General features: G+C 38.1%; 20 protein-coding genes and 2 pseudogenes. 9 read left to right on the forward strand and 13 right to left on the reverse strand.

Annotation, left to right across the window (positions count from 1 at the left end; all coding sequences use genetic code 11):
• Positions 1-75 precede the first annotated feature (75 nt).
• The 5 genes and pseudogenes from FTU82_RS09850 to FTU82_RS09870 form a co-directional block, all read right to left on the reverse strand.
• Positions 76-426 (reverse strand): annotated as a pseudogene (locus tag FTU82_RS09850) (DNA mismatch repair protein MutS); the annotation flags it as partial.
• Positions 427-678: 252 nt separating this feature from the next.
• Entirely contained in the window at positions 679-2,685 is a 2,007-nt protein-coding gene (locus FTU82_RS09855; RefSeq protein ID WP_100355854.1) for a triacylglycerol lipase, read from the reverse strand.
• A 96-nt stretch (positions 2,686-2,781) separates the two neighbouring features.
• Positions 2,782-4,428: an IS66-like element ISAba17 family transposase gene (locus tag FTU82_RS09860; protein ID WP_159516813.1), complete on the reverse strand. Its 1,647-nt coding sequence runs from the start codon at positions 4,426-4,428 to the stop codon at positions 2,782-2,784.
• A 74-nt stretch (positions 4,429-4,502) separates the two neighbouring features.
• Entirely contained in the window at positions 4,503-4,838 is a 336-nt protein-coding gene (gene tnpB, locus FTU82_RS09865) for an IS66 family insertion sequence element accessory protein TnpB (RefSeq protein ID WP_000618090.1), read from the reverse strand.
• Positions 4,835-5,263, reverse strand: coding sequence for a transposase (locus FTU82_RS09870; RefSeq protein ID WP_000364662.1), 429 nt, complete (start codon positions 5,261-5,263; stop codon positions 4,835-4,837). The genes tnpB and FTU82_RS09870 overlap by 4 nt, the downstream gene beginning before the upstream one ends.
• 238 nt (positions 5,264-5,501) lie before the next feature.
• On the opposite strand from FTU82_RS09870, the gene FTU82_RS09875 reads away from it, so the two are divergent.
• The 4 genes from FTU82_RS09875 (at position 5,502) to FTU82_RS09890 (ending at position 8,414) form a co-directional block, all read left to right on the forward strand.
• Positions 5,502-6,143: an SOS response-associated peptidase gene (locus FTU82_RS09875; protein WP_005245165.1), complete on the forward strand. Its 642-nt coding sequence runs from the start codon at positions 5,502-5,504 to the stop codon at positions 6,141-6,143.
• A 111-nt stretch (positions 6,144-6,254) separates the two neighbouring features.
• On the forward strand, positions 6,255-6,881 hold the full coding sequence (locus FTU82_RS09880; protein WP_000038641.1) for a LexA family transcriptional regulator: 627 nt from the start codon (positions 6,255-6,257) through the stop codon (positions 6,879-6,881).
• Positions 6,882-6,895: 14 nt separating this feature from the next.
• The gene (locus FTU82_RS09885; RefSeq protein WP_001190354.1) at positions 6,896-8,191 is read left to right on the forward strand and encodes a Y-family DNA polymerase; all 1,296 of its coding nucleotides are present in this window, start codon (positions 6,896-6,898) and stop codon (positions 8,189-8,191) included.
• 4 nt (positions 8,192-8,195) lie between these two features.
• Positions 8,196-8,414: a hypothetical protein gene (locus FTU82_RS09890; protein WP_000550047.1), complete on the forward strand. Its 219-nt coding sequence runs from the start codon at positions 8,196-8,198 to the stop codon at positions 8,412-8,414.
• Between the two features lie 144 nt (positions 8,415-8,558).
• Here FTU82_RS09890 and FTU82_RS16415 read toward each other — a convergent pair whose 3' ends face one another.
• From FTU82_RS16415 to FTU82_RS09905, 4 genes are read right to left on the reverse strand one after another with little or no spacing between them, the layout of a single operon-like run.
• Positions 8,559-8,666, reverse strand: a complete 108-nt coding sequence (locus tag FTU82_RS16415; protein ID WP_372551473.1) for a hypothetical protein — start codon at positions 8,664-8,666, stop codon at positions 8,559-8,561.
• Between the two features lie 60 nt (positions 8,667-8,726).
• Positions 8,727-11,927, reverse strand: coding sequence for a site-specific integrase (locus tag FTU82_RS09895; protein WP_180101302.1), 3,201 nt, complete (start codon positions 11,925-11,927; stop codon positions 8,727-8,729).
• A gap of 4 nt (positions 11,928-11,931) precedes the next feature.
• Positions 11,932-14,271 carry a hypothetical protein gene (locus tag FTU82_RS09900; protein ID WP_002058482.1) on the reverse strand — a complete coding sequence of 780 codons (2,340 nt, stop codon included), beginning with the start codon at positions 14,269-14,271 and terminating at the stop codon, positions 11,932-11,934.
• A 12-nt stretch (positions 14,272-14,283) separates the two neighbouring features.
• Complete coding sequence (locus FTU82_RS09905) at positions 14,284-14,748, reverse strand: hypothetical protein (protein ID WP_000911011.1); 465 nt, start codon at positions 14,746-14,748, stop codon at positions 14,284-14,286.
• Positions 14,749-15,022: 274 nt separating this feature from the next.
• On the opposite strand from FTU82_RS09905, the gene FTU82_RS09910 reads away from it, so the two are divergent.
• From FTU82_RS09910 to FTU82_RS09930, 5 genes are all read left to right on the forward strand, one after another.
• Positions 15,023-15,190 carry a YhfG family protein gene (locus FTU82_RS09910; RefSeq protein WP_002125865.1) on the forward strand — a complete coding sequence of 56 codons (168 nt, stop codon included), beginning with the start codon at positions 15,023-15,025 and terminating at the stop codon, positions 15,188-15,190.
• Positions 15,191-15,202: 12 nt separating this feature from the next.
• Positions 15,203-15,799, forward strand: coding sequence for a putative adenosine monophosphate-protein transferase Fic (locus tag FTU82_RS09915; protein ID WP_004658347.1), 597 nt, complete (start codon positions 15,203-15,205; stop codon positions 15,797-15,799).
• Between the two features lie 349 nt (positions 15,800-16,148).
• The gene (locus tag FTU82_RS09920) at positions 16,149-16,406 is read left to right on the forward strand and encodes a hypothetical protein (RefSeq protein ID WP_004726728.1); all 258 of its coding nucleotides are present in this window, start codon (positions 16,149-16,151) and stop codon (positions 16,404-16,406) included.
• Between the two features lie 920 nt (positions 16,407-17,326).
• Positions 17,327-17,632: a helix-turn-helix domain-containing protein gene (locus tag FTU82_RS09925; RefSeq protein ID WP_000366814.1), complete on the forward strand. Its 306-nt coding sequence runs from the start codon at positions 17,327-17,329 to the stop codon at positions 17,630-17,632.
• Entirely contained in the window at positions 17,632-18,897 is a 1,266-nt protein-coding gene (locus FTU82_RS09930) for a type II toxin-antitoxin system HipA family toxin (RefSeq protein ID WP_180101303.1), read from the forward strand. The genes FTU82_RS09925 and FTU82_RS09930 overlap by 1 nt, the downstream gene beginning before the upstream one ends.
• 711 nt (positions 18,898-19,608) lie before the next feature.
• Here the strand turns inward: FTU82_RS09930 and FTU82_RS09935 are convergent.
• From FTU82_RS09935 to FTU82_RS16210, 4 genes and pseudogenes are all read right to left on the reverse strand, one after another.
• The gene (locus FTU82_RS09935) at positions 19,609-20,046 is read right to left on the reverse strand and encodes a hypothetical protein (protein WP_100355857.1); all 438 of its coding nucleotides are present in this window, start codon (positions 20,044-20,046) and stop codon (positions 19,609-19,611) included.
• The gene (locus FTU82_RS09940; RefSeq protein ID WP_100355858.1) at positions 20,046-20,660 is read right to left on the reverse strand and encodes an AAA family ATPase; all 615 of its coding nucleotides are present in this window, start codon (positions 20,658-20,660) and stop codon (positions 20,046-20,048) included. The genes FTU82_RS09935 and FTU82_RS09940 overlap by 1 nt, the downstream gene beginning before the upstream one ends.
• Positions 20,661-21,525: 865 nt before the next feature.
• Positions 21,526-23,415, reverse strand: coding sequence for a DEAD/DEAH box helicase family protein (locus FTU82_RS09945; RefSeq protein ID WP_100355859.1), 1,890 nt, complete (start codon positions 23,413-23,415; stop codon positions 21,526-21,528).
• A 914-nt stretch (positions 23,416-24,329) separates the two neighbouring features.
• Positions 24,330-25,082: pseudogene (locus tag FTU82_RS16210) on the reverse strand (IS3 family transposase); the annotation flags it as partial.
• Positions 25,083-25,212 lie beyond the last annotated feature (130 nt).

Genomic DNA, 25,212 nt, shown 5'->3' on the forward strand with positions numbered 1-25,212 from the left:
ATGCGCCTTACGGCGCACTATTTATGCAAAATCCTGATTAATTTTTTTATGACTTCACGCCCAACGTAGTTTTGCAGTAATAATCCGGACAACGCCACGTTCAACAGGGGCCTTACCTGTAACCTCACCAATTTGCTCGCAAATGACGACGGTTTCGCCTTTTTTCACCAAGCGAGCAAGGTAGCCTTCAGCTGCATGGTAAGGAACGCCTGCCATAGGGATAGGTTCACCATTGGCTTTGCCACGATGGGTTAGGGTAATTCCGAGAAGTTTAGCGGCCTTGTGTGCATCTTCAAAAAATAGCTCGTAGAAGTCACCCATACGATAGAACATCAAAGAGTGCGGATGTTGCATTTTGACGCCCATGTACTGTTGCATCATGGGAGTGAGGGTGGACAAATCAGTTATGATTCCCGAATTGCTCATGTAGGTGAAATCCTTAAATCTTTGAAAATGCACAATATAAAAATAGACCGAGCGACGCCGCTTACCGTATGTATTTATGTGCTATGAACAGCTATTGTCTGAATGGCAATATCTTAGCAAAATTGAAAACGACTAAACAATAAATCATCTATAAAGCGAACAGTTGTTAAACAGCCAAGTGATTATTGCTGTAGGCATTAGGTGTAAAGCAAAAATAAAAAAGCCTAAACATCTGTTTAGGCTTTTTAAGATTTAAGGCTTATACAGACCGAGTTCAGTCAGGTGCAACCGTAGGATACGACGTAACTCAAGAACAGCTTCAGGCGTTTCTTGAATAGAATGTCCACCTTTAATAATCTTCTCAGACAATGCACCATCTAGATGGGCACTCGTATAAGGCACGACATCGTCTGTAATGATATTGAGGTCATCACTTTTGGTCGCATTCCCCATGATGCTGTGGAATTTCATGCCCTTGTATGGAACGACATTTTTAGTTAACCGAGTAAAATTAGAGTTTTTGCTGAGATCACTTGGCCCATTTTGAATGAGTCCATTATCGACATCTTTAATGAAGGCTTGTAGGTCAGGGTCACTACTTTGTATAACATCGGTCAGTGCTCCCAAAAACGCACCTGGTAGACGAATGACTTTACGTGCCGCAAGGGTAAACCAGCGGTCAGCAAACTCTGTCCCACGATGTGGCGCTGCCAAGAAAATGGCCCGACTAAAGTTTGGAATCGGTTGAATATCGAGGCGTGATTTAAATAGAGGGTCATTTTTAAATTGTTGCGCACGTCGATTGGGTAGCAGTTTCATTGCTGCAGGGGTTAAGTCAGCATCGCTCACCAAAAGCCGTGCAATAATGCCGCCCATACTATGTCCCACGAGCACGGCATCCTTTTTGGCAGGCGCTTTGCTGTCGACCAAATTAAAACTTTGTTGAATGATTGCATAGATTTGGAAACGACTTTCTAAAATTGGCATATTGGTCGAGTAGAACACTTGCCAGACTTGATAGTGCTCACGTAGCACGGGGTCGCCCATGACATCATTCGTCAAACGAATCCATGCCTCTGGACTGCTGGCTAAACCGTGGACGAGGACCACCACTTTTTTATTTGGATTGTACGGCTCAAGCATGTATAGGTGTGGCATAGTGAGGCGTGCATCACGATCAATCAGTGATAAATACGCGGCTTTACCTAAATTGTTTTGTGCTAACCATAAGCCATAAGGTGCAGAAAAGTTTGCAGCGAGTGGGTAGCTTTTGCCTGCAATTTTCGCAGATTCAAACTTATAGGGATCATAAGCTGAGATTTCAAACTCAGGGTTGTTTAAGATCTCATCGATATTGGATGCAGAGCGTGGCTGTGCGGTAATAGTCGCTGCTAAATAACGGGCATTGTGAATGTTTGGATTACGACCATTGGTATACTGATAATGTAGTGGATCGACAATATATTTGGCTTTTTCAGGTGAGGTGTCATTGTGCTCAGGTGGGAGGACAATCAGAAACTCTGAACCAAAACCATCGCGACGTGTGATAGAGCGCAGGCCTGAAAAGTTCATATTGTAAGTTGACATCAGTTGTTCAACTTGACGGTTTTTTAAAAGTGGGTAATTGTCATAATTAATACGGTAAATACTTTGCCCCACTTTGATTTGATTACCGACTTCAGATGGCCCATGGCGTAGGCCATAACTATTCACGAGTTTAGCGATAGCTTGATTATAAAAGTCACGGAGTTGGACTTGTCGGTTATCAAAAATACGGTCTTGGGGGCCACGTTTGGTGTTAAACATGTAGGCATAACTGTAGCGAATGCTTTTATCCAGCATGCCGAGTTGTTGATCTAGGCAGCTTTGGTAGTTTTGTTTTTGCAGTGCCTGTTTTTCTTCAGACTGTGTCTTGGCTAAAATACTGACTTTACAGGCAGATGATTTTTCTAAGGAAAGTGCTTTAGCGAGATACAGCTCGCTGGCAGTAGAGAGGAGCTGTTCATCCTGAATTTGTGGAATCTGTTTGAGTTCGCTGACACATTCTTCAGGTTGCTCTGAACAGATTTTGGCTTCTCTACCCGTCATAGACAGCACGTTTAGACTCGCTTCACTGAGCTTATCCCGCGTTAAAATACTCTCACGCTCATTGGTAATCGTAACGTTCAGTGATTGATTTTTCACACTGACCACTTGGCAACCACTCAAAAGCGAAACGAGAGTGGTCATCATCAAGGTGCTACGGATGTATTTAGGCATAAAAAGCGTCGACTACCGTTTATTCTTTTGAATTTTTTAAATCATACGATAATTCTCGGATTTATGTAAGCATCCGCTGAACGCCATCGCCAAGTTTTAACGGGGTTCAGGTTTCCAGCGGTGAGGTAGTAATTCTTCTATTTGGGGCACTTTATGTGTTGGCAACCTTTTCAGCACATCACTTAAATAGGCATACGGATCCAAGCCATTCAGCTTTGCTGACTGGATTAAAGTCATGATATTGGCAGCTCGTTGACCACTGCGCAGCGAACCTGCAAATAGCCAGTTCTTACGCCCCAAGGCCCAGGGACGCATTTGGTTCTCTATCCAATTATTGTCAATGGGTAGATTGCCATCATCCAGATAGCGGCTTAAAGCAGTCCAACGTTTTAGGCTGTAATTGATCGCCCGGGCGGTTGGAGAACTCGATGGCACCGTCAGCTGATGTTGGTTGAGCCATTCATATAGTTGTTGCATGACCGGTTGACTATGCTGTTGTCGGTATTCGCAGCGGTCTTCCGCTGTACCATCCGTCTTTTTTCTTAATTCTGCTTCTATCGCATATAATTTCTGAATCAGCACTAATGCCTGTTCAGCGACCTGACTTTTCTTGGTCACATGTAGTTCATGGAATTTACGACGTGCATGTGCCATGCAGCCCACCTCAATGACCTGACCTGATCTAAAGCGTGCTTTATAACCACTGTCATCATCACAGACCAAATGACCCTGCCAGCCTTTCAGGAAGTCTTCAGCATGCTGGCCAGAACGGCTATCTTGAAAGTCATAGATCACTGCCTGAACTGGATTGTACTGTGTGCTGGCATAGGCCCAGACATAACCTTTTTTGGGCTTTTTCTCATTTTCACCCATCTGCATGACCGTCACCGGTGTTTCATCTGCATGGATCACCTGCTGTTGCAGTACCACCTGTTTTAAGGCATTGGCCAGAGGTTCCAGTTCCACCCCACAGCGGCCAATCCAGTCAGATAACGTTGATCTAGACAGATCAACACCTGCGCGTAGAAAGATTTGACGTTGACGGTACAAAGGCAAATGATCGGCATACTTTGACACCAGCACATGGCTAAGCAATTCAGGTGAAGCAATGCCTTTATCAATCACATAGGCTGGCATCGCTTGCTGAGTCAGAGTGTCACACTGATCACAGACCCATTTACCACGCACATGCTGTTCCTTATAGAACTGTGCCGGTCTGAAATTCAGTTTTTCACTGACATCTTCACCGATACGACGCAAGGTACAGCCACAACTGCATTGTGTTGATTCAGGTTCATGCTCAATACGGAGGGTGTGTAGATGATCTGGCAACAGCCGACGTTTAGGTTTGTTGACTGGGGCTTTCTGTGCAGCTGCATTGGTTTTATCTGCATTCAGTCGTTCCAGTTCCAGATCAACCGCTGCAATATCTTCTTCAACCGCTTCATCCCAGAGATGGATTTGTTTTGCGGTTAGATGTTCGTTTTTACTGCCGAATTTATGCTGTTTAAATAGTGCAAGCTCATGCTCGTATTTTTGATTGAGAATAGAAAGATGTTGAACTTTAGAATCTAATTGCTGATTGGTGACTTCAAGATGTTGAACTCTGGCATCTAATTGCTGATTTGATTGTTCCAGTTGTTGTTTAGATTGTGCCAGAGACTGATGCTGCATCGCCAACTGTCTGGTAAATTCCAGCAGTTGTTCATGGGTCAGTTGGCTTAAATCAGGCAGCGTATTCATGACCGCAGTATGCCTGAGGTCATGATGCAGAGGAAATAGAACGTTTGGAGAATAGCAGAATGGATGAGCCTGGTTTAGAGCATTGTTACCACTTGCTGCAGTCCGATTCTTTGCCAGGGCAAACCCTGGATCAGTGCCTGTAACTGCTCCGGGCTGATCGCCATACTTTCACCCTGGTGAACTTTAGCCCAGTGGAATTTCCCCTGTTCCAGCCGCCGGGCACACAGCCAGATACCCAGTCCATCATGCACCAGCACTTTCATACGATGGCCACGCTTATTACAGAACAGGTAAGCGCAATGCGGTTTGATGTAGCCAAAGGCTCTCAGCACCTGAGCCATGGCTGTATCCATCCCTGCACGCATGTCCATCGGCTGGGTAGACAACCAGATCTCATCAATACGAATCATTGAGTCAAACCCTGGATCAGCAACAGTAATTCAGTTACTGACTCCACCGGCCAGTCGATCTCGATCATCTGATCCCTTGCGGAACTTGGTGCCTCATGTAATGGAATCCTGATATGAGCGACAGCTTTCTTCTCTGGCACAGGTGGTAGAGGTGCTTCTTGTTTGACTGGAGTCGGGTGAAGAATGACCGGAAGAAAGTCAGTCTGTGGAATGGATGGGGTTTTTAATGCAGGGGGCATTGATCTGGACTGACGAATCCATTTATGTAGCAGATTGGCATTGATCTGATGTTGCATTGCTACCTTGGCCACTGATGTATCTGGCTGCTGGCATTGCTGAATAAGTTGATGTTTAAATTCAGCTGTGAAGGTTCGACGGGGCTTTTTTAGCGTTGGTGCACTGTCTATAACTGTCTTTAAATCCATAAATAGGTGTCCACTTAAATTTAAGTGGACACTATCGCGGTATTAATGAGTTAGAAAAAGTGGGGTTCAGCGGACGCTTACGTTTTGCATCCCATAAGTCATACTTTAACTGAAAATGTAACTTGCCCCATCATGACTTTTTTCATATAGCCTACTTGAACTGACACCATAAATCCCATGTGTTCCATAAAGCATCGTATACAATTTCAGAGAAATTCTTTAGTTATGTGATCAGGCTATGTGCTCAAATTACCTATTTCCAAATAAAAGAAATTTGACACTCTTAGGTGTCGATACAAGCCAGTTTGATCTTGAGCTTAAGGATCATGTATTCCCTTCCTATCATGCTCCAATCATTCTGAACGGCTCAGATCACTTAGAGCTTGATATTGCAAAGTTTGGATTACTACCGAGCTGGGCGAAAGAATTGAAGTTCAGCAGTCATACTTATAACGCCAGAACTGAGTCTGTAGCAGATAAGCCTAGCTTTCGACATGCTTGGAAGTACAGCAAGTTCTGCCTAGTCCCAGTACAAGAATTTTATGAGCCGAAATACATCAATGACAAGCCACACTGGTACACCATCAAGCGTAAAGATGATCAGCCTTTTACTGTTGCAGGGATCTATGATGATGCAGTGATTAATGGCAATAAGGTACGTTCCTTTTCAATGTTGACCATCAATTCGGACCATCACCCTTTTATGAAACAATTCCATGCACCGAAGGATGAGAAGCGATCCATCATCGTTATTCCAGAACAGTACAGAAAAGACTGGCTAACAGCCGATCATGAACATGCGCATGAATATTTCTTTCAAATGCCCGATGAATTCGTCACATTTCCACGCGATGAGCAGAAACAAAACGTCTTATTCTGACGCATCCTTGTTTATCCACAACTTTTTAAATTTGAATTTTAAACGCTGTTAGTAATATCCTATTTAAACAAATTCTACTTCCAAACACGCCTCGTAGCGTAGGAGTATCTCATGTCTAAGAAGTTGCCTATTTACTTCTCTGACGACGCATGGTCATCTTTACAAGAGCTCATGGGTCCAGAGGGTAAACCAAGTCCTACCATCAACACCGTGCTTGAACAAATCGCTGTTCAAAATGAGCTTGTTGAAAAATTAGGGCTTACTGCTGTCCTACCCAAATCCAAAGTATCTATTCCCGTCTCTTTAGAGCGTATTCCTGCAGGTCCGGCCTTCAGCACCAAGGATGAGCAAGACAAAGCACTCGATCTGAATGAGTTCCTGATTCACAACCCTATTTCTACTTTTATTGCCTATGTAGACAGTGAATCCATGCTCGATGCTGGCCTAGAGATTAATGATCCAATCATTATTGATCGCAGTATTGAAGCCAAGCATTACGATATCGTGGTTGCCCTGATTGATGACAATGCCTCGACCATTAAGCGGCTGATGATCACCAATAAGATGTCCAAGTCTGAAATCAAAGAAATATTTGGAGATGAAGATTATCCGCTTCCAGAACTTTGGTTGAAGGCTGAAAATTCGAATTACAATCACATCATTCCTGATGATAGTCAGACCATATCAATCTGGGGTGTGGTGACTTTTAATTTAAAGCGTATTTATCACCGCTCATAAAAAGAAGAATAACCATGCAAAGTGAAAATGAAATATTCGCGTTAGTCGACGTGAATAATTGCTACGTCTCGTGTGAGCGTGTGTTTAATCCTGCCTTGAATGATCGCCCAACCATTGTGCTCAGCAACAATGACGGCTGTGCCGTGGCCAGAAGCCAGGAAGCGAAAGACTTAGGCATCAAGATGGGTGTTCCTGTATTCCAAATTAAAGAGCTGATCAAACAACATAACATTCAGGTGCTATCCAGTAATTTCTCCTTATATGGCGAAATGTCCAAGCGCTTTATGGAGCTGCTTGGGGACTATGTTGCACCAGGAGATCAAGAGGTCTATTCCATTGATGAATGCTTTCTGAAGCTCACAGCTTACGAGCATCTATTTGACCTGACTGTATATGCTCAAGACATGAGGGCTAAGGCTTGGCGTTGGTTAGGCCTACCCTGCTGTATTGGAATTGGTCGCTCTAAAACCGAAGCCAAGATTGCCAATCATCTCGCCAAGAAAAACAAGTTCTTCAATGGGGTCTGTAATCTGGCCCATATGGACCCATGCTCTACAGAAACGCTACTCGCGCAGGTTGATGTGTCTGAGGTTTGGGGCGTAGGCAGACAGAACTGTAAGAAGCTCAATACTATGGGTGTTCAATCTGTGCTGGATCTGATCAATGCCAATCCTAAAGAAATCAAAAAGCAGTTTAGTATCGTGATGGAAAAGACGGTGCTTGAGCTACAGGGCCTTTCTTGTATTGACCTTAGTGATGATACTGTAGCGAAGAAGCAAATCATCAGCAGCCGTTCATATGGCAACCCAGTGTATGAAATGGATGACATTAAAGCTTCGGTTCGGCTTTATGTGGCCAGAGCCGTGAAACGAATGCGGGAAGATGGCTCAATCTGCAAGATGATCGGCGTGTATATCCAAACCAGTCGCTTTGATAATACAGAGCGCTACTCGCCTTACATCGTCGTTCAAATGCATGAGCATACGGATGATCTACTGCTCATCACCAAGGCCGCGATGAAAGGCATCGATCAGATATTTAAGAAAGGCTTTAAGTATAAAAAGGCGGGAATCGTGCTGCTCGAAATTACAGATCAATCCAAGTTTGTGCCCGATCTATTCACGGACTATTCACATAAGCAAGAGCGAGAAAGGCTTTCAGATGCCATCGAAGCCATCAGTGAACGGTTTGGGAAGAATCTCGTCACGCTAGGCATTGCCAACAATAAAGAAGCCACATGGCACATGAATCAAAACCTTAGATCACCTTCGTATTTAACCAAATGGTCTGACTTACCAAGAGTAGGATAAAAACATGCACTTATTTAAATTAACTGACGAACAACTCGCACAAATTCTTATCCCGAAACGATTTGTACCACCTACTCCACCTGAACATGAAGGCAAGAATATGGTCTATGTATTTGATAGTGAGGATAAGTTTGAACTGACTTATGATGAGCTGGTGGAAATCATTAGCAAAGCTAGAATGGCTGGTCCGAAGTTGATACCTGTCTTAGGCACCGTGAATTAAATTGTGCAGTGTTCGCACGCCACTTGAAACATAACTTGATTGGAAATGAATTTGGGCTGAGAAAAATTCAGTTCAAATTTAACCTGACGGGCACACTAAAAAATGGGTAATTGTCAGATCGAGTTTGGACTACAACACTTTAGCTCATCGATTTACCATACCGCTAATCTTCACACCATTTTCGTAAATCCAGCGATCAAACTGTGATACTACATTCCGCTTATTAATCCAAGTCAGCATGGTGCTTTTCATAAAGGCAGTTTACTTATAAACAGGGAAATTTCTAAACAATTCCCCTTTAACATGCTTAGGCTATTTGATCCAGAGTTCATCTTTTTGCATCATTTTTAACATTAAATTAAATATAACCAGCGGAGTAACATTTTTTTTGTTAGAGCCGACAACTCTTTGAAAACTAAATTTAACGGTTCGCTCAGGAGCATCCAAATTAACTGGGTAGTTTTGTTTTTCTAAATACAGATGATCTCCTAACATTGGCTCTATACCAGTAATAAAATTAACAATTTGTTGCTCATCACCTTTCATTCGGCATTGAAAATGTAGAAAATTCTTACGCAGTTTTCCAAATAATAATAATATTTTAAGCGCCTTAACCATGTTCTTTTCTTTCAGTGCATCTTGCTGCCTATCATCTTTATAATGAAAATCAAGGAGAGGAATTATTTCATCTGGACGAGTCAGTTTTTTAGCCTTTTCGTAAAGTTCATCAAACCAACTCTCTTCTAAATTCTTACTATAAACATAATTCGTTTTTAAATTAAATTTTTGGCGATCCATCCATTTAGTGCTCATCCATTGACATCGTTGCATCCATTCTTGAGCTTGGGTATCTTCGCTTAAACGACCTTCTCTAAAACTTATCAAACGTTGAAAAGGTGTCAGAGTACTCTTCTCTATACTAAACTTCTTTTCTTGTCGGCCAGCCATCGTAACTGGCTGTGTTTGCTGATAAGAATTAAACCATTTCTGCTGCTGAGTATAACGATTTAGGTTTATGTAGTCTGTACTTGACTTCACTGGACTAAAACACTGTTCTAATACTTTTTTTGAAATGATACACGGCGAATTATAAATTCGATCGACTGCTAATAAATCCAAAACATGAAGGTAATTTGAAGCCGTTTGCTCAATACTGCTATGCCCCATCCAAGAGGCGAGCACCTGCCATTTATGTTGAATAATCTCTTCTTGAGCACGTGCTTTCATACCAAACAATAAATCCCTCATCTTTTTTGCTTTTACCCAAGGACAATCTGTGTAGGTCTTGATCATTTCTTTTGAACCGAGCAAAGTTATTGCTAGATAGTTAGCAGCACTGTGGCGTAATGTATGAAAACTAAAGCCATGATGCATACCTAATATTTGACTAAACAAATCTACTGTAATTTTGCTGATACATTGATCAGTTAATACACGATGATTCACACTAAAAAGTAGATCATCCTGCTGATTAACCAAATATTGCTCATAACGATGTTGTATGTAACGTTGTACTACTAAAAACTCATGTTCTGACAATGCAATTTTCAATGGTATTTGACGATTCGCACTTCGCGTTTTCAGACGGCGATATGAATTGTCTTGGATATGAAGCGTGATATTATTAAAAACTGTATTTTCTTTTTCTTTATAAAGTAGCTCTGGGCAAATAATATCTTGTATTTTAAGACAACGAACTTCATTTAATCGAAGTCCAGTTCTATAACTTAGTAAATACATCAGCTTTAAACAACTCAGATGATCGACCCACTCTGATGCCGTTGGCTCTTGACTTAAATTTTCTAGTTTTTCCAATAATTTGCCAAATAGCAAAGGACTCACTAGCCGTGCATTGCAAATTTGTAAATGCTTAAAACTTGAATTCTGTAACACCAATACCCCTGGAGCATCATAATTCTCTATACAGAATTGATGAAAATCTTTTAGGCGACCAAAACGGTATTCTGCGCTTTGGTGCATCTTACGAGAGGTTTTTCCTTTCACCGAATCTCGTTGAACTGCTTTTTCATCACGTTCACTGCTGTATTTCAATAGCTGCCGATATAAATCCTCATAGTCATCTATGGATTGTTGCTTTAAATCTAATTTATTGAGCCAAATCTCAAATATAAATTCTTTGCCAAACGATCCTAAGTAGCTTTCAATAGTTGATAATTGAAGCCCTCGTTTTTTTAAATGCATTAACCAGTGAATTAAGCGTAGTTGAGCATCAATTAAAGACTTTTCCTCCGTATTAGCATCAACTATCTTCTCCTCTAACACCCTTCTAGTTTCTTGCCAAAAACGTAGCGTGCGTTCTTCTTTATTCCTCTTTTTATCTAAACGCTCAACTTTTTGACCTTTACGTTTCTTTTGACCAAACAACATCAACTCATACGGAATCGTTTGTAATTTGCTTTGAACAGTCGGAACTTCAGGAAGTAACTGCTCTTGTTCAAAATGAATAGGGCGATTATCTGGTTCTGTGACTTGATTGTAATCATTATTCCACAGCAATCTAAATTCGGATGGCCTTAAAGCAACAGTATTAATCTCTTGCTGAAGCACATTACTCAAAAATATATCTATGCTGAGGTTTGGATTAAATTCGAGTACCATTTGCACATCATTAAATGCACGAAATCCACGGCGTTTAATTTGATATTGCAGATCCCCAAGACTTTTTTTCCTGCCTATCTTACTCAAGCTTTCTAAAATACAATCTTCAACTGAATGTTGCAGACAAAATTCTTTCTGAGTAGCTTTCAACTTTTTTAAATATTGCAAAATGAACTGCGCATATGGGTTAAAAAAAACATGTTTCCATTGGTACAACTTTCCCTGTTCTACATCGTTGCCATATTGAGAGTTTTCAACACGATAATGTAGTAACAATGGATTAGTGATTTTTTTGTAGTCCGAATGGTATAACCGAAAACAATTCAGATCTGTACCAAGCTCAATGGCCTCCTGCAATTGCTTCTGAATAGCAATCAAATGCTGTTCATCTGCACAGCCTGAAATATATATAAAACTTAAGCATAAATTTCCCCATAAGTACTTTGGTTCATTCCAATATTCAAATGAATCTTGCCAATACTGCCTTAATTCCTTAAGTACATGGATATGTAGATGCCCCTGTTCTAACCGTGACTCTGTACTCTCAATTTTTCTAGGCAGTACGATCCGTTTAGTATGTGGATTTAGCTTAATTCTGTATGATTTTTTATCTACATTCTGGTTGAATTGCTTCCTTCTTTTATTAAATTCATCTTCAGTAAATTGCATCAGTTTTGATTGTTCGTCTCGGCTCAACTTTTGACTCAAACAATCAACACTATCTTTAATGTCATGCCATTTTTCAGCGATCTGCTGATCAAGTTTTTGCTGCATTTCTTTCGTCAATACTTCAGGTGGAGAAGGCTGTCTATCTAGCGACTTTTTCACCATTTTATGAATATCAACAAATAGATCATCTAGTTGTAGTTTTATTAGTTCTTTGATTTTTTGCATACAACTATTTTCGCTCTAAGTGTTTAATCGATAAAGATTTGACATTATCTTGCAATTGCTGGCGGGCTTGCTGTACATAGACATTCGGGATAAGTGAAGAATGCGGATGAAAAGCCTCTCGGTCACGTTGGTCATGACCATACAGGGCCTGAATTAAGTGAAAAGCTAATGCTGGTTTACCCTCTTGCTGCTCATGCATCAAAAAGTTCATGTCAAAATGACGTAACCAATTCGAATACATATTCTTTGGAAAGACTCCTTGCATATATGAATTCACCCATTTTCTCGATAAAGGGATTAACTTAATTTTCCTGCTCTGCCATTCTTTGACAGTTATCGGCAAGATATCTTTACTAAAAATGACCTTACCAAAAAGATCATTTACAGTTATCTTCTTCTTTGCAAAGACTTGTCTAAAAAATGAACCGTACGCTTCAATAATTTGTTCTAAAAAGGCAGTGTAATTTTGCAGTGTTTTTATGAAAAAATCAGATAAAGGGATAAAACGACCATCTTTTCTTGCTTTACTATTTTTTTTATCATTCACATATAAAAGCTTGAGCTCAACACAATAATCATCCAAATTCCCCAACAGGTTTTTTTTAGGCCGACTTGCCAAACTCAACAAACTGATATGCCACATCCAACACGCATATGCATTAAGTTGATTAATAATGTGCTTATCTTCTTGGATGTTTTCGTGACAATGTCTATGTAAAATATGGAATTGCTCTTTCACAAAATTGGGTTCAAGTGCCAGTTGGCTCCCTATCCTTCCTATAGATAATGCAGATTGTACTTTGAATTGTTGTTGCAATATTTTTAGTTCAGCCGTGTCTTCAGTAAAATGTGTGGAATGTGGTGTAAGTGCTTTTTCTAAAAAGGCTAGATATGTGCTACTGAGTTGAGTTTTCGGTAGCCCGCCATAATAGATACCAGGCATGTGATGCTGACTATCCCGCCCAGCAATTACATGAGCAAGATATTCATTATATGTTTCATAATATATATGAAAATATAATTGAGCCTGCAGTTTTTCTACAGTGATCGAACCTACAAACCGATTATCAAGCCAATTCTTAAGTTTCGTATTAATGTGTGTTGATGAAATTAGTGGATTCGATGCTTGTTCTATATAGTCAAACCAAGCAGAAGGTAAATGTAGTTGATGTGTCATCACTTCATTCCACCGCACATGATTTAAGCTCTTAATCTTCTGCTCTGTAATTTTAAGATTTAATTTGAGTAAATATTCGCGACGTCTACTTGAACCATTCTGGATCAAAATTCCATCTTGAATAAGCTCGTTAAAATCCATCAGTGCGACGGGTGATAATCCCGTCAAAAGTGACAATAAACATGCTGCAGCGATTGCAGCATCCCTCCAGTGCCCGGATAACTCGGTTCTCAACACATAAACAATTTGCTTCAGTATATCTGGCGCCAAATAATGTGGATTTGTAACAAAAGGAGCATGACGGCGCTGGCGATGCCGCATTAGATGCGTCGCATTATCGCTGAGTATATAATTTAAATTTTTAGACTTTTCATCTTCTGAATAAAACTCCATTTCAGGATCTAATAGATCAACTTCACCCTCTTCATCTTTGTGAAGAGCGGCATCATAAATACTGATCTTTGCGTTATGTCCAATATCTACTTGCTTACCCGTTTTAATTTCACGAAATTTTTTGAGTTCATTTTTCGTCGGCCATTGCAAAACTTTACTTTTTTTTGACTTACGCTGACGATGAACAACACGACGATCATCAAGTCTTTTAAAAATTATTAATAGAGCCGATAAATACTCTATGGCTTGTACTTGTTTGAAATCTTTAATATTAAAAAGTTGATTACGATCCTCCTTTTTCAAGTTACGTTCGTACATGACATAGCGATTTAGTAGCTCACTGCATTCTTGAAATAATTCAGCATGATTAGAATCCAGAACATATCGTGATACATAGCGAAAGAGATCACAAACATGTTTTTGCTTATTCTCAGCTTTATCAATTTTTGCAAATTCTTGATACTGCCGATATGTTAAAAAACTCGCTTGTAGAATCAAATAACGTTCAGACGACAGCTCTTGAGTATTACTAGTAGTCGGGCATGCAAAATAACTTAAAGAAGCTAGATAATAATATTTACCTAATTGTCTAGAACTAGATATATAGCCATATATCTGTTGTGCTTCCTTATATAGAGCATGGGCTTTTTCACGTAAATCATCTGATAGATCGACAAATTGTGTATTCACAACATGATTGCGTAATAAACAATAATCTTTTTGGAATTTTTCTGCTAAATCTAAGAATTGCTCTTCTGTTTCAATCTTTGGCATATTCGCTTTCGCTTAATTTTTTATCAAATTGCATTGGTTAAATTCATTACGATCTGAACAATTTGGTAAAAGTTGATCTTTTATTGAACTCTTTGTCAGCTTAAAAAATCTAGCAAAAAATTTAGCATCCAGCTCTTTCTGAGCTTTTCTCTCAAAGCACAAGTGTTGCTGTGATTTTTCGATAAAATCATCAAGATTATGTATCAACTGTAAGATTGCAACATAATTAGAATGTACACGTAAGCATGGCTCCGTTTGCATTAATAGCAATATTTTTTGCCAAATTTTCACATAGATTATTTTGAACTTTGCTTGTACTACTACTTTCTGGCTCTGTTTAATCTTTTTGATTTTCAGTAGTTCTGAGTTAATTTTTACTATCTTAAATTGAACATTTTGTCGCTCAAAGCAAAAGGGCATGATAAATTGCCCCATAAATATCTCTATATTTTTTACTAAATAGTCAAATTTTAACATTTTTATCGATATAAAAAATGAGCATATCTTTGTATATTAAAATTCATTTAATTTATCAACTAAATTTTCTCAAAATTACAATTATCAACAAATACATATGGTTTACTTATCATGGGTGGTCTAAATTTTAAAAATTCTTCCACTTTTTTTTAGTTTTCTGTTATTACATGAAACAATACCGTTGTATTACATTTTGAAATGCTGTGTATGCAGCATTGATCAAAAAGATTCTCTGCTATACTTACTTCACGTGTAGCATCAATGGAGTTTCGAAATGCTCAGAACCACTGAACAGAAAAAAAAATATATTCAAGCGACACGTGCGCAAAACTATCAAGCCAGCCTAAAGCTTGAAGGCATTACAACGACAGCTCAAACAACTCAACAAAGTAAAGCTGAAATCTTGCAAAAATATAAGAAGTATTCGCAACCCGAAACTTAGTCAGGTGCATGTATGGATAAATATGGGGAAATGGGTGACAGCCTGTATTGTTACCCTGGCACAAATATCCTAAAGAACAAACTCAATATTCATGATGAACAAATTTTAGAACAAGCTGAACTAGAACTGTCTGGATTGGCAAGTAACTTAATTGAATATGCTGAACCACCTTACGACTTACAATACTTAAAATCAATTCATGCGCAGCTCTTTGGCGACTTATACGACTGGGCAGGAAAGTTAAGACAAATCGATATTTCCAAAGGTGACACCCGTTTTTGTAATTTTTCCCGTATTGAAATTGAAACCAATAAACTACTCAAACCGCTTCAAGAAAAAAAATACTTTCAAGGCTTAGCACCACAACAACTGATTCCTCAACTTGCCGACTTGTATTGTGAGCTTAATGTCATACACCCATTCCGTGAAGGTAATGGACGTACACAACGGATTTTCTTTGAGCATCTGATTGCTCATTGTGGTTATGGTATTGATTGGTCTCGCATTGACTCTCAACAACAATGGATTCAAGCCAATATTGAAGGTTTTTATGGTAATTTAAATCCATTAATTAAGATTTTTGAAATATGCTTTATTCAAAATACCTAAAATTTAAGTAGTCGAAGCCCACAATCCTTAATGAGCCATCATCTTTGCTTCAATCCACTGATTAATTTCCCAAATAAACCAACAATCACGATTCTTAGAAATCTTAATACTCTTCGGGTAATTTAGGATCGTAATATTCAGATTACTTATCCAGAATTGAATAGATCGTTAACTTAGATAGACTTTTAAGCAATGTAACTTGCCGCATGTTTATCAACATATGTCTCAAAAAAGTCTGCCCATACATAGATTTATGGCGTTTAGTGCTTAAATTTCAGATTAATCTTCGTCTGATGACCTGAATGGATGTTACAGATTACATGCAGGTGAATTACTCTGTGGCTGTATCATGGCTTTTGTGCAATCCAATCCATTTGATCCGAATGTTCTCTTTTGCAATAAAGCAGCCTCTTCTGCTTTTCCTGAACCAACGAACTATGTCATTGATTTGATTCAACCGACAACAGTGATGCTGAATCAAATCTCCAAAGAAGGGATTAAATGCAAGAAATGTGGTAAGAAAAAGATAGGGGATGGAAGTTATTATCCGTCTAATTGGAACCAGCCCATGAGTCGAGATCAGTTGAGTAAGAATCATTTTAAATGAATAAGAGAAGGATGGCTTACCTCACTTCTCCGAATAACAATGCTATGCTTTTCAACCAAGGTTATAAATTGGCAACTACATTTCATTCTTCTTCATGCTGGTCCTATAGCCTGTAGACAATTACTACATCATTTGCATTCAATGCTCAATACAGCCTGTCAGCAGAACCGCAGCGATACTTTTTTTCGTGCATACATGTAGTGTTTAAATCCATTCATTTTTCAATGATCCTCTGCCGTTTATCACATTTATGGTCGATCTTTAACCTTGAGAAAAATGCACATACCGATCCCTTCAAACTGTCAAATTTATGTATGCATGACATTTAAAGAAAATTATCTGATCAATTTTTTTAGGTAAAATTCATCAAGAAAAAAGTTATTATTATTCATAATATCACCAATAACCACATAAAAACAATAATTTAATAAATTATTCTTCCAATTTTTTTATATTTAGTGTTATTACCTCTAAATCCATGTTTACCACCTTCTATTACATAAGTAATTTAGAAGTATCCACGATATAAATTGCTTGCCCTCACACCTCTCCCCTCTCACGCCCAAAAAATTTATACTGAAAGGCAGATTAAGCCCGTTCGAGTTACATATAGCCGCATGCTATATTGAAAGCATTAAGAAAATATCCTCAATATTTATAGGATTTTTAAAGTATGAACTAATTTTCGAAGAACCCTTTCTAAGTAATGTGACCTATTAGGAAAAATGAAAATACTGAAATCTCCGTATCAACAATCAGTCAAAGTACATCCTGATGATTTTCTGTAACCGATACCCAAGGACTATACCTACCCTTCTGATGTGCTGTGCAACAAAGCCCTCCTTAGCCACACTATAGCTATAGATTAATTCCATTATTTTGTGATTTAATTAAATTATTCATTCTTAAGACCCAATTTAATGGATTTATATTTCACTAAACCAGAAGAAGTTGTGACTCTTTTAGGTGAGCGTTTACGTAAGCAACGACTCTTTCTGGAGATGTCTCAAGCTGAGGTAGCAGCACGCGCTGGTGTCGGCGTGAATACAGTTTCGAATCTTGAAGCGGGACGAAATGTATCTGTTGAAAATTTAGTCCGTATTGCAATGGTCTTGGGTCGATTAAACGAACTTCAGGAACTATTTAAACCTCAGCTTAACAGTGTGAATGACATTCTTCGCTATGAGAGTCAAAGTAAGCGCCACCGTATTAAGAGGAAGGGATAATGCTCAATAGACTTAATGTTTATTACAACGGTTGGGGCGAATCATGGTTATGGGGAACGCTGATTAGTTCAACAGCCACGACAGGTAGACCCACCATTGCTTTTGAATATAGTCCAGAAACAATACAGCAAGGTGTTGAGCTCTCTTCTTACTTGCTGCCTTTAAAAGGTCTACCATTCAGACAAGGTTTTCCTACTCATCAAATGGGACTCCCAGGTCCAGTCTATGACGCTTTACCAGATGGTTGGGGCATGATGTTGATGGATCGATATTTCAAAAAAATTGGCTTAAATTCAGCACGAATTGGACCTTTGGAGCGTCTGACCTATATTAGTAGTCACGCAATGGGTGCCCTCTCCTTTGAACCTTGTGTTGCTGACATGCAAACCTCAGAAAATATCCCTTTACAACAACTGGCCCAGGAAGTTCAAGAAGTACTCAAAGGTGAAGGTGGTGAATTTCTACAGCATTTATTGGTCATGGGTGGCTCCCCTCAAGGTGCCAGACCAAAAGCGTTGGTTTACCGAGATCCTGTCAATTTAGAGTTTTCGACTCAAGATTCTGATCAACATGAAGCCTGGCTGATTAAGTTTCCTGCTCAGCAAGAGCATCCTGAAGTCTGCGCCATTGAAGCCGTCTATGCAGAATGTTTGCGACTTTGTGCAATTGAGACTCCAGATACCCATTTCTTTAATTTGCCCAATGGTTTAACGGCTTTTGCTTCTAAACGATTCGATCGTCAAAATGGTATGCGGATTCCAATGCAGAGTTTGGCTGCATATACAGGAGCAGACTATAAAGTTCCAGGTAGCCTAGACTATCGCAATTTTCTCCGGGCAACCTTGATGTGTACGCAAGATGTACGAGAAAGATTGCATGCTTTTAAACGTGCTGTGTTTAATGTGCTTTTCAATAATCGGGATGACCATACTAAGAACTTTTCATTTCTCATGGAGAAAAATGGTCAATGGAAATTGGCTCCAGCCTATGATGTGACCTTCTGCGAGGGTCCAGGTGGTTATCATCAAATGGACATTATGGGAGAAGCGCTCAATATTTCCCGAAATGACATACATAAACTCGGTACTTCAGAAGCTAATCTGACTACTCTAGAAGTCGATGAGATCATCTTGACCATGCGTGAAATTGCACTTCAATTTAGTCAAATTGCGCAGCGCCTGTATCCCCATCAAATTCGAGAATCTACCCTACAGATGATTCAATCACGGATTCAACAGAATATTGATTTTTTAACTGAAACCTAAGCGTAAATATAAACTAAGCGCCAACCATCAACTGCAAATAGACTTTGATATAGTTAGTCGCTACATAATCTGTAGAACCTGTGAATTAGCTCTCTTTATAATCACGAATATTAGATGGATCACCGCTAAGATATATTCTGCAAACGTGAAATCACTACATCCAGATCGAAAATCACTAAGAAAAAACTGTCACCAAAAAAAGGTCTGCACTATGGATAGATGCAGACCAAACTCTGGATAACTACCAGCACGAGAAATATGTCGCAATTTTGCATAGACATGAATTTGATAAAATCAGCCCAGAAAGCCAGAAATTCATAAAAACTATTTCATCAATCCCCTATAACTTAATCACGTTCATGGTCGATCTTAAATCTTGTGAAAAGTACTCATGCTGACCTAGCCAAACTGTAAAACTCATGTATTCATAGCCTTTAAATGAATCTTTCAATCGGTATATTTAAGGTAAAAACTAGTAATCAGAAGTTATTATCACCCCCATATAAAACAAGGATCAACTTAAAAACAATAACTTAGTAAATTATTCTTCCATTTTTTTTATATTTAGTGTTATTACGAAACTACAGCTAGTTTGTGTTAGCTATTTTGTACACTAATCAAATAATTTTCAGTGGCAGAACACACCAAAGAAATTAGAAAATATTATATGAATTAATATATTGTTAGATAAAGTTAGGAGATGGACTTTTATTATTTATTTTTCTTACGTTCAGCCTTGCGCTGTTCACTCAATTTTTGATGCTCCTCTTCACTCAATTTAACCTTAGTTTGGTTAAATGGTTTACCCAGTGTTAAGTTATATTTTTCAGCACCTAAAACACGTTTTGCTTCTTTCAGAATTACATCACGAATAAAATCATTCAAAGACTCACCAACGAATCCGGCTGCTTCTTTTAGAACTTTCTCTTCCTCATAATACAAAGGTACAGATGCTAAACGTCCGTGCTCTTTACGAAAGCGTTTCTTCACATCTTGGGTGTGTGGAGTGAGAATAATCTTGTACATTAAATTACGTGTGTATTCGACTTCTTGACCATTAGCATCATCTACAGTCGCTTCAGGATTCTCTAAAATTTCCTCAAGATCATCACCAAAACCTAAAGATGGTTTACTCTTATTTTTAACCATTATAGGATCTCCACCAAGAAATCATTAAATTCATCTCTAGCCTTAGAGCTACCCATTTCCATTACAGACAAGCCTTGAATCGTTGCATCACGGAATTGTTTACGATCACGGATAATGGTGTTTAATAACTTGAATTTAGGAAGTGTTCCTAGCAGTTCGATTGAATCTGCAACTTCAGTAGATCTTGTATTTGATGGAGCTTTATTAACAACCAGATATGGTTGAAGCTTTTCATTGACCTTGTGATAGGTATTAAATAATTTCAATACAAATGGAAGGACTTCAACATCGGCTTGGCTTGGTTGTGTTGGAACAATTAACTTATCACTGACTTGAAGAGCAGATCTAAATTCTTCACTGTCACGCCCAGCTACGTCTAATAAAACATAGTCATATTTCTTTTGAAGATCTAAAAGGATCTTCTTTAAATCACCAGTATGGTATTCAGTATAAACAGGATTTTGAGTTCTACGCTTAGACCATTTAAGAGCTGACTGTTGATCATCAGCATCAACTAGGACTATAGACCCCTTCTTACTCAAGGCTACAGCAAGGTTTGTAGCCAGTGTTGTCTTACCTACTCCACCTTTACGATTGGCAATGGTAATTATCATTTCTTCTTCTACCTAAATAGATGTAACAATAGCTCTATTGTATAAAGGATTAATATAAGTCTACAAGAATAATATTTGTTTATTTTGTAACAGGTTATAGATGTGATGTGCCGCATTAAACTGGGGGTGATACAGATTCTAAAGCACTAAACTATACGGGTTGATATCTTTTTATATATCTGGTTTTAATATTAATTTATGGTACGTTTCAAACTGTAAGCATCCGGTGAACCACCGCTTTTTCTAGCTATTCAATACCGTCCATAGTTTCCATTATTAAAAGTGCTGCATTTGCCCCCAGTAAAAGAAGAACTGAACCGCCGCCAGCAATCAAGAGACTGTTGCTCACATTAGGATTCTACTGCAGCAGATGCTCTAGATAGCTTAGTCTTTTGAATATCAAATATTACTCTAGTATAATTAAATGATCTGTATTGATGAAATCAAGCGTTCTCCAGCCCATGGACATGCATGCGGATATGGATACTGCAATGGCATAGGTGATGAGAGCCTTTGGCTACATCAAACCACATTGCGCTTATCTATTCTGTAATAAGCATGGCCATCGCATGAAAGTCCTGGTGGTCTGGCTTTGTGCCAGACGATTGGAATAGGACAAGTTCCATTGAGCTTTATCCACCAGAGTGAAACTGTAGCACTCAGCCTAGAAAATTACAGGGCTGATCCAGGGTAAACCCTGACAGCGTATTGGACTGCAGCAGGTGATGAATATGCTTTCTATAGAGGAAATCTTAACAATGTCATGACTTAATTGAACTAAATCTACAATCTCTTGGATGTTCATTTAATAGCTGTATTGTTAGAGGTATTAAATGATGTAAAAACTTGTATTTAGTTATTCTAATTACAACATTTTAACTATTTTAAAAGCAGGCTTTGTATTTAATCTAGTATCTTTAACTTTATACCATTTTTCAATATCAGTAGCTTTTGCTTTGTCAGGTATATTAAGTTCATTATAAACATCTTGAATACGAACTTTTATATCTGAACGAAGAATAACTTCATCCTTTTTCAAATTAAGTAAAGTCGGAATTTCAGTTGCATTATCCTTCTGTGCATCTTGAATCTTTAATGCTCTTTCAATTGGTAACTTTCTATATTCAAATTTTCTAATCGTGTCGTGCGTCAAAACATCATAAGCAGTTTTGAAATAGTCATCCTTTGCATCAACCAATTTATAAATTTTAGAATTATCTGCATCTCTTGCTTCACAATATTCTTTCATCGTTTCATAAAAGCACTGGCTATGACCTGATAAAAATTTAGCTACACCTTCAGGTTTATGAGCGAATGCTTTATGTTTTGTTTCATCAGTCAGTAAAGCTCTAAATGAGGCAGAATATCCATCTTCATTAACTTCAGCACCTGCAACAACACGTACCACATAAGTTGCTTCTAGTGCTTCGTATGCCTGTAATTCAGCTTTCAATGCAACGTCTGAAACATACAGTTCACCTTTTTCATCTTTGAATGTGTACTTGTCATCTTCAGCAGCTTTTCTTAATTGTTCACGCCCTGCATCTGACATTTTACCTTCTTTGATATCATTCAAAACGTCTTCGCTGTCTTGGATACGTTTCTGAACTTCCTGCATCCATTCTTCTTTTGTACAACTTGCAGCTTCAGGTAGATTTCCAACTAATAGATTAATGTGTTCATTATATTTTGTGTTTCGAATACGACCACAAATTTGAGGTACAAGTACATGGAAATCTACTTTTGTAGCATCACGGAGTCCATTAATGATGATGTAGGTTTGTCCTTCTTCATCGAAGATGTCTGCACCTTCAAAAGCAGTTGAAGTATACAGATTGATCTTTGCAGGGGCTGAAGTGATGTCACTGATCTTTGCCCATTTCAAGCCAAGCTTACTATTAAATGTTTTTTGGTTTGAATTTGATTTTGAACATACAACTCTAATATCGTCAGGATTAAACAGATTCTTACCTGTTTCCTTATCAACTAAGGCTTTCAACTTACTTAGGATAGATGCAATTTCTGTCACTGAGTTATAGAAGATATGAGCATTGCCTTCAATTGTTCCCATCAAATAATCATAGCACAATCCAAACAAAGCATTGTTTACACCTACGCCATGTTCAATTTTTTGAAGGTTAAATTTAACCGGTCTAACATCACCCCACTCGATTGTACATAGTGGTAAATGTTCGAGTGCTGAAGGAAAATATTCACGTTTTGTTGGTGTCGCTGTTAAGAAAACGTACGAACCAAACTTGTTATAGTTTTGAAGTACATATTCACAAGTAGCTGCTTTGAAACTACCTAAATTCACAAGTGTATGTGCTTCATCAATCAGTAATTTAAATGCTTTTGGATTGAAGCCTGGTGTTGTTAGGAGTTTTGGTAATGAGTCAAAAGTACAAACAATTTTTCTAGAACTTGAAGTGTCTTTTAAATATTCTGTTATTTCTTCTCTCTCGGTATCACCATACACGCCAATTAAATCAACAATTCCTTGGTTGTCTGCTAATTTGGATTTAAGTAGGTTAATGTAAGGAACGAGAACTACATAATTTTTTGCATTACGGATAACTAATGTTGTACCACCACAACCTGTAATTTGTTTATTTACATAACAGTTGTCTGGAAAATCCTTAATTAGATTTGAAAGTTTTTCGGAGCTATCACTAGCTATAATTGTTATTGTATTTGCTTGAGCATCTTGCTCTATTTTTACTGCATTATTTATTACTAAATCTTGTAAATTCATTTATCGGATTACCTAAATAGGTCTTAATTTTTAGTGTCATTTATATGTTGTCAGGATATGAAGTAGTGAGGGATAATCCTCTATCCTATGTGATTAACAGTATCAAAATTATAAATCAATGTCAACACTTTATTTCACACAAGTCCATTGTTTACTCTTTTTAAGTATTTGATTGATAATATTTCAATATAAAAAAGTGTAAAATCAAACTATACACTTTTTTAAGCATACCCCCCTTATCTAAGATAGAAAAGTGTAAGGGTTTCTCTTGGACATAGCATTTTGTCTTGAGATCAACTAACGCACTCTGTTACTCTCATTCTATAGTAAACTGGTTCAGTCGTTTGTTTGCTCAAACTATTACTCGGTATATCAAAATGCTAGCGCATTTAGCTATACGCTCGCAAAGTTTCGAGCTAATAAGATTTGATTGATTAGATAATTATTTTACACTTTTTTTAGAAATGAAAATTAAATATACATTTACTATAAAAACAATTGTTTACAAGAAATACTTTACACTTTTTTTCCCACAGCCCTTTATATTATACAATAAATTGTGTAAGAGCTTAGGCAGTTATCAACAGTTATAAATTCAAAGAGTTCTTTTAAAATAGTAAAACATAGTCCTAAGACAAAAGCTTGTCTTGAGTTAGATATAAATATAATAGTAATCAATTAGTTAAAAATTTTTATCTTAAAAGAAGAATTATAAAAATTAATTAACATTCCTTCTAAAGCTCTGACGAGCCTTAGAACTCATTAACCATCTATAAAACTCTACCCTTTCTCATTTATATTCATGTTCTAAGGAACATAAAAAATCATTTATTAATTTTGTAGAAATAGAGGTAACAGTTTAAAAACATGTCTTTATTCTATTGGACTGAATAGCCACCAAAATTCTAGACACATATATCCATCTTGATCCTCTCTCGCTTTAACAACTGAAAGAAACTCTCGGTAACAGCATTATAATGGCAGTTTCCACGCCGACTCATACTGCTTTCAAGATTATGATGCTTGAGAAATGTCTGCCACCCATGGCTGGTGTATTGACTGCCTTGGTCAGAATGAATCAGGACTTTGTTCTTTGGGTTTCTTCGCCACAAAGCCATCAATAATGCATTTAAAAGCAGGTCTGTGGTGATTCTGGATTTCATCGACCAGCCAACCACAAGACGCGAAAATAAATCAATCACCACCGCAAGATATAACCAGCCTTCATGCGTACGGATATAAGTGATTTCAGTCACCCACAGTTGGTTGGGATGAATTGGATAAATTGTCGGTCTAAAGTGTTTGCAGCAACGACAGCGGTATTACCAGCATGAGATCTAGGTTTACGATAACCCCGCTATGATTTAAGACAATTAGCTTTCATCAACCGATAGACCTGATTGATCCCGTAACTCTCACCAACATCTTTCAAATCACAGTGAATCTTGCGATAGCCAGATTCTAGCCAGAATTACCCAAAGAGTTGTTGCCGTTTCTTGGCAGTTTTACTGGTTGGTTGCTTTAACCTTTAACCATGCGTAATAATCACTGTGATGAACATCCAGAGTTGAACATAAACAACGGATCGGCTATATTTGCTGATTGTCCTGAATAAAGGCGTACCTCATTTGGACTGGCTTGCGAAGTACACCGCGGCCTTTTTTAATATGTCCCTTCCAATACGGCTATTGATACAGCTATTAAAACAGCAAAAACAAACGATAAAATATAAGCAATCACCTACTCAAAAAGCTCAACAACCAAAAGCCGTGAGCCAATTTGATTGCATGCCTTTAT

The sequence above is a fragment of the Acinetobacter sp. YH12151 genome (genome assembly GCF_013418355.1).
GTDB lineage: Bacteria > Pseudomonadota > Gammaproteobacteria > Pseudomonadales > Moraxellaceae > Acinetobacter > Acinetobacter pseudolwoffii.

Coding starts and splice junctions, on each gene's coding strand:
- FTU82_RS09855 (WP_100355854.1), bottom strand. CDS start 2,685: ATGCCTAAATACATCCGTAGCACCTTGATGATGACCACTCTCGTTTCG.
- FTU82_RS09860 (WP_159516813.1), bottom strand. CDS start 4,428: ATGAATACGCTGCCTGATTTAAGCCAACTGACCCATGAACAACTGCTG.
- tnpB (WP_000618090.1), bottom strand. CDS start 4,838: ATGATTCGTATTGATGAGATCTGGTTGTCTACCCAGCCGATGGACATG.
- FTU82_RS09870 (WP_000364662.1), bottom strand. CDS start 5,263: ATGGATTTAAAGACAGTTATAGACAGTGCACCAACGCTAAAAAAGCCC.
- FTU82_RS09875 (WP_005245165.1), top strand. CDS start 5,502: ATGTGCTCAAATTACCTATTTCCAAATAAAAGAAATTTGACACTCTTA.
- FTU82_RS09880 (WP_000038641.1), top strand. CDS start 6,255: ATGTCTAAGAAGTTGCCTATTTACTTCTCTGACGACGCATGGTCATCT.
- FTU82_RS09885 (WP_001190354.1), top strand. CDS start 6,896: ATGCAAAGTGAAAATGAAATATTCGCGTTAGTCGACGTGAATAATTGC.
- FTU82_RS09890 (WP_000550047.1), top strand. CDS start 8,196: ATGCACTTATTTAAATTAACTGACGAACAACTCGCACAAATTCTTATC.
- FTU82_RS16415 (WP_372551473.1), bottom strand. CDS start 8,666: ATGAAAAGCACCATGCTGACTTGGATTAATAAGCGGAATGTAGTATCA.
- FTU82_RS09895 (WP_180101302.1), bottom strand. CDS start 11,927: ATGCAAAAAATCAAAGAACTAATAAAACTACAACTAGATGATCTATTT.
- FTU82_RS09900 (WP_002058482.1), bottom strand. CDS start 14,271: ATGCCAAAGATTGAAACAGAAGAGCAATTCTTAGATTTAGCAGAAAAA.
- FTU82_RS09905 (WP_000911011.1), bottom strand. CDS start 14,748: ATGTTAAAATTTGACTATTTAGTAAAAAATATAGAGATATTTATGGGG.
- FTU82_RS09910 (WP_002125865.1), top strand. CDS start 15,023: ATGCTCAGAACCACTGAACAGAAAAAAAAATATATTCAAGCGACACGT.
- FTU82_RS09915 (WP_004658347.1), top strand. CDS start 15,203: ATGGATAAATATGGGGAAATGGGTGACAGCCTGTATTGTTACCCTGGC.
- FTU82_RS09920 (WP_004726728.1), top strand. CDS start 16,149: ATGGCTTTTGTGCAATCCAATCCATTTGATCCGAATGTTCTCTTTTGC.
- FTU82_RS09925 (WP_000366814.1), top strand. CDS start 17,327: ATGGATTTATATTTCACTAAACCAGAAGAAGTTGTGACTCTTTTAGGT.
- FTU82_RS09930 (WP_180101303.1), top strand. CDS start 17,632: ATGCTCAATAGACTTAATGTTTATTACAACGGTTGGGGCGAATCATGG.
- FTU82_RS09935 (WP_100355857.1), bottom strand. CDS start 20,046: ATGGTTAAAAATAAGAGTAAACCATCTTTAGGTTTTGGTGATGATCTT.
- FTU82_RS09940 (WP_100355858.1), bottom strand. CDS start 20,660: ATGATAATTACCATTGCCAATCGTAAAGGTGGAGTAGGTAAGACAACA.
- FTU82_RS09945 (WP_100355859.1), bottom strand. CDS start 23,415: ATGAATTTACAAGATTTAGTAATAAATAATGCAGTAAAAATAGAGCAA.